Source organism: Enterobacteriaceae endosymbiont of Donacia versicolorea (assembly GCF_012570965.1).
Taxonomy (GTDB): Bacteria; Pseudomonadota; Gammaproteobacteria; order Enterobacterales; family Enterobacteriaceae.
This window is the reverse complement of the sequence record NZ_CP046214.1, coordinates 239613-252994: the sequence shown is the minus strand read 5'-3', so window position 1 is coordinate 252994 and position 13382 is coordinate 239613. Positions and strand designations below refer to the sequence as shown.

At 17.4% G+C, this 13382-nt stretch carries 11 protein-coding genes; 9 read left to right on the top strand and 2 right to left on the bottom strand.

Annotation, left to right across the window (positions count from 1 at the left end; all coding sequences use genetic code 11):
* Positions 1 to 59 precede the first annotated feature (59 nt).
* Positions 60 to 1070 (bottom strand): tRNA (adenosine(37)-N6)-threonylcarbamoyltransferase complex transferase subunit TsaD, encoded by a 1011-nt coding sequence (gene tsaD, locus GJT89_RS01150; protein WP_168894722.1) that lies wholly within the window; start codon positions 1068 to 1070, stop codon positions 60 to 62.
* Between the two features lie 135 nt (positions 1071 to 1205).
* Here tsaD and rpsU point away from each other — a divergent pair, with 135 nt between their 5' ends.
* From rpsU to rpoD, 3 genes are all read left to right on the top strand, one after another.
* The gene (gene rpsU, locus GJT89_RS01145; protein ID WP_168894721.1) at positions 1206 to 1421 is read left to right on the top strand and encodes a 30S ribosomal protein S21; all 216 of its coding nucleotides are present in this window, start codon (positions 1206 to 1208) and stop codon (positions 1419 to 1421) included.
* Positions 1422 to 1469: 48 nt separating this feature from the next.
* A complete protein-coding gene (gene dnaG, locus GJT89_RS01140; RefSeq protein ID WP_168894720.1) occupies positions 1470 to 3218 on the top strand; it encodes a DNA primase in 1749 nt (582 codons plus the stop codon).
* A 124-nt stretch (positions 3219 to 3342) separates the two neighbouring features.
* The gene (rpoD, locus tag GJT89_RS01135) at positions 3343 to 5145 is read left to right on the top strand and encodes an RNA polymerase sigma factor RpoD (protein ID WP_168894719.1); all 1803 of its coding nucleotides are present in this window, start codon (positions 3343 to 3345) and stop codon (positions 5143 to 5145) included.
* Between the two features lie 62 nt (positions 5146 to 5207).
* Here rpoD and map read toward each other — a convergent pair whose 3' ends face one another.
* Positions 5208 to 5996 carry a type I methionyl aminopeptidase gene (gene map / locus GJT89_RS01130; RefSeq protein ID WP_168894718.1) on the bottom strand — a complete coding sequence of 263 codons (789 nt, stop codon included), beginning with the start codon at positions 5994 to 5996 and terminating at the stop codon, positions 5208 to 5210.
* A gap of 168 nt (positions 5997 to 6164) precedes the next feature.
* Between map and rpsB the strand changes: the two genes are divergently transcribed.
* The 6 genes from rpsB (at position 6165) to bamA (ending at position 13355) form a co-directional block, all read left to right on the top strand.
* Positions 6165 to 6878 (top strand): 30S ribosomal protein S2, encoded by a 714-nt coding sequence (gene rpsB, locus GJT89_RS01125; protein WP_168894913.1) that lies wholly within the window; start codon positions 6165 to 6167, stop codon positions 6876 to 6878.
* 17 nt (positions 6879 to 6895) lie between these two features.
* Positions 6896 to 7702: a translation elongation factor Ts gene (gene tsf, locus GJT89_RS01120; RefSeq protein WP_168894717.1), complete on the top strand. Its 807-nt coding sequence runs from the start codon at positions 6896 to 6898 to the stop codon at positions 7700 to 7702.
* A 347-nt stretch (positions 7703 to 8049) separates the two neighbouring features.
* On the top strand, positions 8050 to 8604 hold the full coding sequence (locus tag GJT89_RS01115) for a ribosome recycling factor (RefSeq protein WP_168894716.1): 555 nt from the start codon (positions 8050 to 8052) through the stop codon (positions 8602 to 8604).
* A 78-nt stretch (positions 8605 to 8682) separates the two neighbouring features.
* Entirely contained in the window at positions 8683 to 9417 is a 735-nt protein-coding gene (gene uppS / locus GJT89_RS01110; protein WP_168894715.1) for a polyprenyl diphosphate synthase, read from the top strand.
* A gap of 97 nt (positions 9418 to 9514) precedes the next feature.
* The gene (gene rseP / locus GJT89_RS01105; RefSeq protein WP_168894714.1) at positions 9515 to 10879 is read left to right on the top strand and encodes an RIP metalloprotease RseP; all 1365 of its coding nucleotides are present in this window, start codon (positions 9515 to 9517) and stop codon (positions 10877 to 10879) included.
* Positions 10860 to 13355, top strand: coding sequence for an outer membrane protein assembly factor BamA (gene bamA / locus GJT89_RS01100; RefSeq protein ID WP_168894713.1), 2496 nt, complete (start codon positions 10860 to 10862; stop codon positions 13353 to 13355). The genes rseP and bamA overlap by 20 nt, the downstream gene beginning before the upstream one ends.
* The last annotated feature ends 27 nt before the right edge of the window (positions 13356 to 13382 follow it).

The following is a 13382-nucleotide window of genomic DNA, read 5'->3' as shown; positions in this document are numbered from 1 at the left end:
ATATATTATATTTTATCAAAATAATTATCTTATATTACATTTATAATTAAAAAAAAATTTTATTTATTAAAAGATAATTTTGAGTCTATTTTTATTTTACCAAATATATATTCTTTTTTCTTTAAAATAAAATTTTTTGATCCAATGTAAGCTATCATAGCAGCATTATCAGTACATAATTTTATATTACTATAGAATAATTTTATTTTATTTTTTTTTAAATTTTTTTTAAAAAAAATTCTAAGTTTTTTATTAGAACTTACTCCTCCGGCAATTACTAATTGATTAATATTATATTTTTTTAAAGCCCATAAACTTTTTATATAAAGAGTTTCTATGATTGTATCTTCAAATGCACGTGCAACATCTGCTTTAAATTGAAAATTATTTAATTTTTTTTTTTTTATAAAATTTTTTACAAAAGTTTTTAATCCAGAAAAACTAAAATCTAAATTATTTTTTTTCGAAGTCATTGGCTTAGGAAATATAAATTTTTTAGGAATTCCATATTTGGCTAATTTAGATAAATTTTTTCCTCCAGGATAATTTAATCCTAATATTTTAGATGTTTTATCAAAAGCTTCTCCTACAGCATCATCTATATTTGTGCCTAATAATTTATATATTCCAAATTTATATACGTATACTAATTGTGTATGTCCACCAGAAATTAATAAACCAATAAAAGGAAAATTAGGTTTTTTTTTTTGTAACATAATTGAAAATAAATGTCCTTCCATATGATTTACTGGAATAACTGGTATATTTAAAGAATATCCTAGAGAATGTGCAATAATAGCTCCTATAATTAAAGAATTTTTTTGTCCTGGTCCAGCTGTGTAAGCTATACAATCAATATTACTTAAATTTTTATTTATTTTTCGTAAAGATTTTTTTATTAAAGGTATAAGTTTTTTAAAATGATATCTTGCTGCTAATTCAGGAACGACACCTCCATATTTAGAATGAATTTTTTGTGTATAAATATTATTACATAATATACCTATATTTTTATCATAAATTGCTACTGATGTATCATCACATGATGTCTCAATTCCCATTATAAGCATATATTTATTAACCTAACCTTTTTTATTACTTATTTTTATAAGTAAAATAAAAAAATTATTTATATAATTCTTATTATATATTATAATAAAAAATAATAAAATTGTTAGTTATATATTAAAATAGGAAATATTAATATGCCTGTTATAAAAATACGTGAAAATGAACCATTTGATTTAGCTTTAAGACGTTTTAAACGAGCTTGTGAGAAGGCTGGAATATTGGCAGAAGTAAGACGTAGAGAATTTTATGAAAAACCAACAACAGAAAGAAAAAGAACAAAAGCTTCTGCAATTAAAAGACATGCAAAAAAAATTTCTAGAGAAAAATATAAAAAAAAACGTTTATATTAAAATATAATATTCTTAATTAAAAAGAATAAATTATAGCAAATTATTTTAATGATTAAATATGTTGATCATACTTTTATTAGTAATTTATTAGATAAAACTGATATTGTTTATTTAATTAAAAATAAAATTAAATTAAAAAAAGTAGGGGAAAATTTTTTTGGTCTTTGTCCTTTTCATATAGAAAAAAATCCTTCATTTGTTGTAAATTCTTCAAAACAATTATATCATTGTTTTGGATGTGGTGTGCATGGTAATATTATTAATTTTGTTATGAATTATGATCATTTATCTTTTTTAGAAGGTATAGAATCAATAGCAAATATATTTAAAATACCTATTTTAGATAATAATTCATATATGCATAATAAAATACCTGAAAATTATCTTTTATATAAATTAATTTTTAAAATAAATAATTTTTATAAAAATTTTCTTTATAATACTATTTCAGGTAAAGCAGCATATAAATATTTATTAAATAGAGGATTTAATCAAAATATTATAAAATATTTTTCTATTGGTTTTTCTCCATTAAATTGGATTAATCAAATACCACATAATCAAAAAAATATTTCAATTTTACATAAAAAATTAGGTATTTTAAAAATAGATAAGAAGTATAATAAATACTATGATATTTTTTACAATCGTATTATTTTTCCAATTAGAAATATAAAAGGTTTTATAGTTGGATTTGGAGGAAGAATAATTAAAAAAAAAAATCCTAAATATTTAAATTCTTCAGAAAATATTATTTTTCATAAAAGTAATGAACTATATGGATTATATGAAACAAAAAAAGAAAATAATAATATTATTAAAAAAATATTAGTTGTTGAAGGTTATACTGATGTTATTAGTTTATTTCAATTTAATATAAAATATGCAGTGGCTACAATGGGTACTGCAATTACGAGTATACATATAAAAAAAATATTTAATTTAACAAATAAAATTATTTACTGTTATGATGGAGATGAAGCAGGTAAAGAAGCAAACTGGAAAGCTCTTAAAGTTAGTTTAGCATATTTAAAATATGGAAAAGAAATAAGATTTATTATATTACCTAATGGAGAAGATCCAGATAGTTTAATAAAAAAAGAAGGAAAAATTATATTTCAAAAAAGAATTAATAATACTTTATCATTTTCTGAATTTTTTTTTCAAAGATTACTTTCAAAAAATTTTTTTTCTTCTTGTGAAGAAAAAACACAATTTTCTCATAAAGCTTTATCTTTAATAAGATTAGTTCCTGATTATCTTTTTAAAATAAATTTGATAAAAAAATTAGGAGAAAAAATCGGAATCATTAATTTACTTGATATATATAATTTATCAAATTATAAAAAAAATATTATTATAAATAAAAATTTAAAAAAAACTACTATTCGTAGATTATTAAGTTTATTGATACAAAATCCTAAATTAATAAAACTTGTACCAAAATTAAAATTTTTTAAAACCTCGAATATAAATGGTTTATTTTTTTTTATTAAATTTGTAAATTTATATAAAAATAAAAATATAACAACAGTAAAAATTTTAGAAGAATATAAAGGAACAAAATTAAAAAAAATTCTTGAAATTTTAGTAACATGGAACCATATGATTTTTGATAATAAAATAGAAAATTTTTTTATATATTTAATAAATAAATTAAAAATAAATATTTTAGAAAATAGACAAGAATATTTAATATTTTTAGATAGAAAAAAAGGATTAAATTTTAAAGAAAAAAAAGAATTGTGGTCTTTAAATAAAATATTAATTAAAAAAAAAAATAATTTAAAATTTTAAAAATTTATATTTAAAAATATTTATTAATATAAATATATAATATTTTTTATTAAAATATAATATATTTTATTAATTAATTTTATGAAAATTTATTAAAATAATAAATAAAATTATGGAACTATTTATGGATCATAACTCAAAATTACAATTCAAACTTCTTGTAACGCGTGGTAAAGAACAAGGTTATTTAACTTATTCAGAAGTTAATGATCATTTACCTGATAATATTATTAGTTCCGATCAAATTAAAAATATTATTCAAATGATAAATGATATGGGTATCCAAGTAATGGAAGAAGCTCCAGATAATGATGATTTAATATTAAATAATAATAATACAAATGAAACAGAAGAAGAAGAAGCAGTACAAGTATTATCTAATGTAGAATCAGAAATGGGAAGAACTACAGATCCAGTAAGAATATATATGCGTGAAATGGGAACAGTAGAATTATTAACAAGAGAAGGAGAAATTAATATAGCTAAACGTATAGAAGAAGGAATTAATCAAGTACAATGTTCAGTAGCTGAATATCCTAAATCAATTAAATATTTATTACAACAATATAATAAAGTTAAATCAGGAGATATTCGTTTATCAGATTTAATTCATGGTTTTATAAATAATAAAAAAAATATTGTAACATCTTTATCTTTAAATAATCAAGAAATATCTAATATTCAAACAGAAAATAATGAAAATATTATAGATAATAAATTAGTTGAAAAAAAATTTGTAGAATTAAAAAAACAACATGATATAACACTAATTTTTATAAAAAAAAAGGGTAGAAATCATTATCAATCATTAAATAAGATTAAAAATCTTTCAGAAATTTTTAAACAATTTCGTTTAGTTTCTAAAGAATTTAATTATTTAGTAAATAATATGCGTTCTATAATGTCTCGTGTACGAATAGAAGAAAATAATATTATGAATATGTGTATTCAAAAATATAATATTTCAAAAAAAAAATTTATCTTAATTTTTTATGGAAAAGAAACTAATAGAAAATATTTTTTTAAAAATCTTAAAAAATATAAATTTAGAAATAAGTTTAACACATATGATATAAATATATTTTTCAAAAAATTAAAAAATCATTTTAAAAATTTAATAAATATTGAAAAAGAAACTGGCTTAACAATTAAAAAAATTAGAAATATTAATAAAAAAATTACTACAGGTGAAACAAAAGCAAAAAAAGCTAAAAAAGAAATGATTGAAGCAAATTTAAGATTAGTTATATCAATAGCTAAAAAATATACAAATAGAGGTTTACAATTTCTTGATTTAATTCAAGAAGGGAATATTGGCTTAATGAAAGCAGTAGATAAATTTGAATATAGAAGAGGATATAAATTTTCTACATATGCAACATGGTGGATTAGACAAGCTATTACAAGATCAATTGCTGATCAAGCTAGGACAATAAGAATTCCTGTACATATGATTGAAACTATTAATAAACTTAATAGAGTTTCTAGAAAAATATTACAAGAATTAGGAAGAGAACCTACTCCAGAAGAATTATCAGAACATATGATGTTACCAGAAGAAAAAATTAGAAAAGTATTAAAAATAGCCAAAGAACCTATTTCGATGGAAACTCCTATAGGAGATGATGAAGAGTCACATTTAAGTGATTTTATAGAAGATAATACTTCAGAATTACCATTAGATTCTGCAACATCAGAAAGTTTAAAAATAGCCACTTATAATATTTTATCTAGTTTAACTCCAAGAGAAGCTAAAGTATTAAGAATGAGATTTGGAATAGATATGAATTCTGATCATACTTTAGAAGAAGTGGGTAAACAATTTGATGTAACTAGAGAAAGAATTAGACAAATAGAAGCAAAAGCACTAAGAAAATTACGACATCCTAGTAGATCAGAAATTTTAAAAAGTTTTTTAGATAATTAAAATTTTAATAAATTTAAATATAATCAAGTAATTAAAAAATTAATTACTTGATTATATCAAATTTATTTTTTTAATAAAATTGATTTTTCTTCTTTTCTTATAGTTAAAATTTTACTACCTAATTTAGTAATGAGTATAGTATGTTCGTATTGTGCTGAATTAGTTTTATCTGTAGTTTTAACAGTCCATTTGTCATTTGTTAAATAAACATTATGATTTCCTGCATTAATCATTGGTTCAATAGTAAAAATCATGCCAGGTTTTAAAATAATACCATAATCATATGAATCATAATGTAAAATTTGAGGATCTTCATGAAAATTTTTACCTATACCATGTCCACAATAATTTTTTACAACAGAAAAATTTTTTGACTCTACATATTTTTGAATAGTTTGACCAATTTTATATAGTCTTATACCAGGTTTTAAAATATTAATTGCTTTATACAAACTTTTTTGAGCAGTTAAACATAATAATTTAGATTCTAAAGAAATTTTATTACCTACAAAAAACATTTTAGATGTATCACCATAATAGTTTTTATATAAAATAGTTACATCTATATTAATAATATCACCATTTTTTAATATATCATTACTACTTGAAATACCATGACATACAATATCATTTTTAGAAATACATATAGATTTCGGAAATCCTTTATATCCTAAAGTAGCTGGTATAGCTTTTTGAATTTTAGTAATATAATTATGACATATGATATTTATTTCTTCTGTACTAATACCTGGTTTTATATAATTTTCAATCATTTCTAAAACTTCTACTGCTAATCGGCAAGATTTATAAATTTTTTTTATTTCTTCAGAACTTTTAATTAATATTTTCATTATTTAATTTTAAATAATTGTTAATTGTATAATATTAAATATTATATTATAACTAATAAAATTTAATAAATTCAAAATTAAAAATAAAAAATATTCATTTTTAAATAATTTTTTGTATAAATAATTAATATATAATATTATTTAATAATATATAAAAAAGGATAATAAATAATGTCTCTATCTATCAATAAAATGTTTAAAGTAGGTGCTCATTTTGGACATCAAACACGTTATTGGAATCCAAAAATGAAAAAATTCATTTTTGATTATAAAAATAATATACATATTATTAACTTAGATAAAACTTTTATTATGTTTAATATTGCTTTATCAGAATTAAAAAAAATAAGTTTTCGTAAGGGAAAAATTTTATTTGTTGGTACAAAAAAAGCTGCTTCAAATTTAATTAAAGAAACAGCAAATAATTGTGGACAATTTTTTGTAAATCATCGTTGGTTAGGAGGAATGTTAACAAATTGGAAGACTGTCAAACAATCTATTAAAAGATTAAAAGAATTAGAATTACAAAGTAAAGATGGAACTTTTAAACAATTAATAAAAAAAGAAGCATTGACACGTAATAGAGAATTATTAAAATTAGAAAAAAGTTTAGGTGGTATAAAAAATATGGGAGGATTACCTGATGCAATATTTGTAATAGATGCAAATTATGAAAAAATTGCTATTAAAGAAGCTAAAAAATTAAATATTCCTATATTTGCAATTGTTGATACTAATTCTGATCCAGAAGGTATCAATTTTGTTATACCTGCTAATGATGATGCTATTCGTGCTATAAAATTATATTTATATTATGTTACTAAAACTATTTTAAGTAGTAAAAAAAATTATAATAATTCTAAATTAGAAAATAAAATTTAATTAAGTAGGAGTTTATATTGAAAATTAATATAAAAAAAATTCAAGAATTAAGAAATATTACCGGAATTGGAATTATAGAATGTAAAAAAGCATTAATTGAAACTAAACAAGATCTAAATTTAGCTATTGATTATATAAGAAAACATTCAAAATTACAATCTATTAAAAAATTAAATAATCTGACAAAAGAAGGATTAATTATAGATTATGTAAAAAAAAATTTTGGTATATTATTAGAAATAAATTGTCAGACAGATTTTGTCACAAAATCAATAGAAATTATAAGTTTTGCAAAAAATATATTAAAATATATCTTTGATAAAGATCAAACAGATATAAATATAATACGTAGAATATTTAATACAAGAAAAATGGAATTAATAAATTTATTTAAAGAAAATATATTTATTAATCGTCTTAGTTATATTAAAGGAAAATTTATTGGTAAATATATACATCATAATAAACGTCTTGGAGTTTTAATTAGAACAAATATAAATAATAAATTGTTAATGAAACAACTTGCTATGCATATAGCTATGTTAAAACCAGATTATCTTTATGAAAAAGATATTCCAACAAATATTATTGATCATGAATATAAAATACAAAAAAATATTTTAGAAAAAAATAATAAATCTCAAACAATTATAAATAAAATAATAAAAGGTCGTGTAAAAAAATTTATAAATAATATTACTTTATATAATCAAAAATTTTTATTAGATAATAATAAAACTATTAAGCAATATTTAAATGAAAATAATATGAAAATCTTTAAATTTATATATTTTGAATTAGGATCAAATATTATTGAAAATTAACTTAAATATAATTTTATTAGTATTTTTACATAAATATTATTAATATTTTAAATTTTTCTAAAAAAATTATTTATAATTATAAATTTTTTGATAAAGTTAAATTTTATTTAAATAAGATAATATTAAAATTTATTAATAATTTTTTTAACATTTGTTTTTAAATATTAGATATAGTTATGTAATAAAAATAAGTTATATATAATATATATATTTAAAAAATATAATTATAGTAGATAGATATTTTTATATTATAAATATTAATTTTATTTATATAATCTTAGTAAAAAATTATATAAAAATAATTTTAGGTAATTAATTATTTTAACTAAAATAAAGGTAATTATTATATGTATAATGATATTATTAATAATAATAAAATAAATATGGAAAAATGTTTAGATTCATTTATAAATAAGGTTACTATAATGTCTCAAAATAGAATATCTCCTTATTTATTAAATAATATATCTATAAAATTAGATAATAAATTGATATTAATCAAACACATATCTTCTATAGTAGTTGAAAATTCTTTTACTCTTAAAATAACTCCTTTTGATTTTAAAATAATAAAAAATATAGAGAAAAGTATTGTTCTTTCTAATTTAGATGTAACTACTAAAATAATTAATCGTAATATTTATGTTTATATTCCTCCTATTACTGAAACTAGAAAAAGAAAAATATTTAAAAATATTAAAACAGAAACTGAATTAAATCGAATTCATATTCGTAATATACGTAGAAAATCAAATAATAAAATTAAAATTCTTTTAAAAGAAAAAAAAATAAACGAAACTCAAGAAAAAAAATTACATCATTGTATACAAAAACAAACTACATTAATCATAAATAATATGAAACAATTTTTAAAAAAAAAAGAAAAAGAATTATTAAATTAAAATATTTAAAACAAATTTTGAAAAATATTATTTTTTATAAATTATTATATAATAACTTTTTATGTTTTAAAATAAAAAATGAAAATTAATAAATTAAATATAAAAAATATTGATATTAATTACCCTAAACATATTGCTATTATTATGGATGGAAATAGAAGATGGGCAAAAAAAAATAAAAAATTAAAATTTTTAGGTCATAGGGAAGGTGTTAAAACTGTAAAAAAAATAATCGGACTTTCTTTAAAATATAAAATAAAAGCATTAACGTTGTATGCTTTTAGTAGTGAAAATTGGAAAAGATCTAGTACTGAAGTAAAATTTTTAATAAATTTATTTAAGGAAATTTTAGATATTGAAACAATAAATTTAAAAAAAAAAAACATATGTCTAAAAATAATTGGTGATATAAAAAAATTTAATCTTTCTTTACAAAAATCAATTACTAAAGCAGAGTTTATAACTAAAAATAATAATAAATTATTATTAAATATAGCAGTAAATTATGGTGGTCGTTGGGATATTACTAATAGTGTTAAAAAAATTGTTTTCAATATAAATAAGGGATTATTAAATCCTAAAGATATCAATGAAAATATAATAAATACTTATACTTGTTTAAGTAATATTTTTCCTATAGATTTAGTAATAAGAACAGGAGGTGAATATCGTATAAGTAATTTTTTAATTTGGCAAATTGCATATTCAGAATTATATTTTACAAAAAAATTATGGCCTGAGTTTGATAAAAAAGATTTTAAAAAAGCGTTAAATTTTTTTATAAAAAGAAATCGTCGTTTTGGTGGTGATTAATTTACTAAATTTTTTAAAAAATATTATATTATTAAATATAAATATAATTTAAAATTATAATTATACATATTTAATATTAATTTTAGGAGTTAAAATTTTGTTTAATATTTTATATAATATAATAATATTTACTATTACTATAAGTAGTTTAATTATAGTTCATGAATGTGGACATTTTTATACAGCAAGATTCTTTAATATATATGTAGAGTGTTTCTCATTAGGTTTTGGTAAAAAAATTTTTGAGTATAATGATAAATATGGAACTAATTATATTATAAGATTAATTCCATTAGGTGGTTATGTTAAAATGCCTGATTTAATAAAAAAAAATACTCTTAAATATAATTTTAAAAAATATAAATTTATATTTTTTAATCAATTAAGTTTTTTTAAAAAAATTTTAATTATTTTAGGAGGTCCATTTGCAAATATTATTTTTGCAATATTAATTTATTGGGTTATTTTTTTTATAGGATTTCCTATAAAAAAAACCATTATTAATGAAATTAATTATATTTCAATAGCTAATGATATTGGATTAAAATCAAATTTTGAAATTAAAAAAATTAATGGAGTTAATATTTCTGATTGGAATATTTTTAATATTGAATTAATGAAAAATATTAATAGTAATAAAAAAATAAATTTAGAAATTAATAAAATTAATTCAAATATTTTAATAAAAAAAACATTATATATTTATAAAAAATCTATTAAATCTTTAAAAGAAAAAAATTTAATATTTACCCTAGGTATTATACCAAAAGGATTAAAAATTATTCCTATTATTAATTATATTATACCTGGATCAGTAGCAGAGAAATTAAAATTACATATTGGTGATAAAATCATAAATATAGAAGGGAAAAAATTTACAAATTGGTATAATTTTCAAAAATTTATTTATCAAAATAATAATAAAACTATACATTTTAGTATTAATAGAAATAAAAAAAATGTAAATTTTACTATTTCACCTTCTTTTACTAAATTTAAAAAAATACATTTTTTAGGATTTTTACCAAAAATTATTAATATAAAAGATACATCAGAAATTATATGTAAATTTAATCTTTTTAAAGCATTACAAAAATCTTTAAAAAAAACAGTTAATTTAACTAAATTAATTATAAATTCTTTTATAAATCTTTTTTATAATAAAAATAATATTTATAAATTAAATGGACCTATTTCTATAGGTTATATTGCTGGAAAATTAATTCGTAATAGTTTTATTTATTATTTTATGTTTTTAGCTTTAATAAATATTAATTTAAGTATAATTAATTTATTTCCTTTTCCAATATTAGATGGAGGACAGTTACTTTTTTTATTTTTTGAAAAAATTATAGGTAAAAAAATACCATATAAATTTAAAAAATTAATATATAATATTAGTATAATTATTTTAATTATAATTATGGGGATTACATTTATAAATGATTTTAAACAATTTTAAAATAAAATTTTTTCTAAAAATAAATCAATACTATAAATATTTATTTATATTTATATTTATATTTATTTTAAATATAAATAATATTACTTATGCTACTTCTATCAACAAAAAACAAAATTTATATTGTATTAATAAAATAATATTTTTTGGTATTAATAGAGTAGAATTAAAAAATTTCATTACTAATATAAATTTATATAAAAAAAAATGTATGTCTAAAAAAGATATATCTGATATTATAAACATATTATTTTTTACCAATATGTTTAAAAATATTAATATTTTTAGATATAAAAATTTAATTTTTATTAAAATTTTAGAAAAACCAATTATTAATAATATTTTTATTAAAGGTAATAAAATTATTTCTAATGATTTTATTAATTTATTACTCAATAAATTTAATATAAAAAAAGGAGAAATATTAAATGATGTTTTATTGTTTTATTTAAAAAAAAATATTGAATATATATTTTTAAAAAATGGTATGTTCTCTTCTAAAATAAAAATTAAAGTTGTAACAGATATATATAATAAAGCAAATATTCAAATTTTATTTAAAGAAAATAATATTACACAAATTAATGAAATAAATATTATAGGAAATAATAATTATACAAATGATTTTTTATTAAAATATTTAAAATTAAATAATAATTTTTTTTTAAAAAAAGAAAAATATGAAAATAATTTTATTAGAAATATTTTAATTAAATTAAAAAGTTTTTATTTAAGTAAAGGATATGTTAATTTTAAAATTCAAAATATTACTCAATATTTATCATTTGATAAAAAAAAACTTAATTTAATAATTAAGATAAAAGAAAATAAAAAATTTTTTTATAATAAAATTATTTTAAATATAGATAAAAAAAAATATTTTAAACATATAAAAAATATAATTAATATTATTCCTGGAAATGTATACAATAATAATACAATTTTACAATTAGAATATAAAATTAAAGAATTTTTAAGAAATCATGGATTTTTGGATGCTAAAGTTAAAGTAAAAAAATTATCTAATGATAAAAATAATACAATAGATTTAATTTTTAATGTCAAAACACAAAAAAAATTTTATGTAAAAAAAATAGATTTTTTAGGTAATAATTTTACACAAGATTATATCTTAAGAAATGAAGTATTACAAATGGAAGGAACTTTTCTTAATACTAAATTATTAAAAAAAACACAAAAAAAATTATACTTATTAGGTTATTTTGATAAAATTGAAATTTTAATACATAAAAATCATGATTTAGCAAATACATTAGATATAATCTTTAAAGTTAAAGAAAAAAATATAGGTGCTTTAAATACTAATTTAGGAATAGGACTTGGTGGAACATTATCATTAGATACTAATATAAAACAAAATAATTTTATAGGAACTGGTTATGATATAGATATTAATTTTAATAAAGATTTTTATCATTCTTATCTGGAATTTTTTATTTTAAAAAATAATGTTTTTCTAAATAGAATAAATATTGGAATAAAAATTTTTATAAATAAACTTAAAGAAAATAATAATTTTTTCTATGATTTTATTAATAAAAATAAAGGGATTCTTGGAATAATAAAATTTTCTATGGATGAAAATACTCTTTTAGAGAGTAATATTGGTTTTATAAAAAATAAAATTAGTAATATTCGACCACAAATATCTTTATGGCGTTATTTTAAAAGTATAGGATATAAAACATATAATAAATTATATAAAAATTATTTATTGGATGAATTTATTATTAAATACTCATTTTTACATGATGGTTTAAATAATCTTCAAATTCCATTAACTGGAAATTTAATTTCTCTTGATACAGATTTTACAATTCCATTATATAATAATAATAAAAATTATAAAATAGATTTTAATTACTTACAATATTTTTCTTTAAACTCACGATTTTTAAATAACTTTTTAGAAAATAATTCTTTAGTATTTTTGTTTAAAAGTCATATTGGTTATGGAAACGGTTTTCTCGGAGGAGAATATCCTTTTTATAAAAATTTTTTATTAGGAGGAACTAATTCAATTCGTGGATTTAAAAATAATAGTATTGGACCAAAAGCAGTATATTATTTTTCAAATGGAAATTATTGTAATAATGGGAGAAAAACTATTTGTTTATCAGATAATGCAATTGGAGGTAATTTTTTAATTAATATTAATAATGAATTAATTATGCCTATTCCTTTTTTAAAGGATGAATATAAAGAAAAAATAAAATCTTCTATATTTTTAGATATTGGAAATTTAATAGATACTTCATGGAAAAATGATTATTTATCTAAATTATATAAAATTCCAAAATTTAATAGTTTTTCAAAAATTAAAGCATCAATTGGATTTTCTTTAAAATGGTATTCACCATTTGGAAAAATTACTTTATCTTATGCATATCCATTTAAGATGGAAAAGACAGATAAAATTGAATTTTTTCAATTTAATATTTCAAAAATTTGGTAATTTTATGTTATATATTTAATAAAAAGG

Bases quoted from the DNA above. Each gene is read 5' to 3' on its own strand.
- tsaD (WP_168894722.1), bottom strand. From the start codon at position 1,070: ATGCTTATAATGGGAATTGAGACATCATGTGATGATACATCAGTAGCA.
- rpoD (WP_168894719.1), top strand. From the start codon at position 3,343: ATGGATCATAACTCAAAATTACAATTCAAACTTCTTGTAACGCGTGGT.
- uppS (WP_168894715.1), top strand. From the start codon at position 8,683: ATGAAAATTAATAAATTAAATATAAAAAATATTGATATTAATTACCCT.
- map (WP_168894718.1), bottom strand. From the start codon at position 5,996: ATGAAAATATTAATTAAAAGTTCTGAAGAAATAAAAAAAATTTATAAA.
- bamA (WP_168894713.1), top strand. From the start codon at position 10,860: ATGATTTTAAACAATTTTAAAATAAAATTTTTTCTAAAAATAAATCAA.
- dnaG (WP_168894720.1), top strand. From the start codon at position 1,470: ATGATTAAATATGTTGATCATACTTTTATTAGTAATTTATTAGATAAA.
- GJT89_RS01115 (WP_168894716.1), top strand. From the start codon at position 8,050: ATGTATAATGATATTATTAATAATAATAAAATAAATATGGAAAAATGT.
- rpsU (WP_168894721.1), top strand. From the start codon at position 1,206: ATGCCTGTTATAAAAATACGTGAAAATGAACCATTTGATTTAGCTTTA.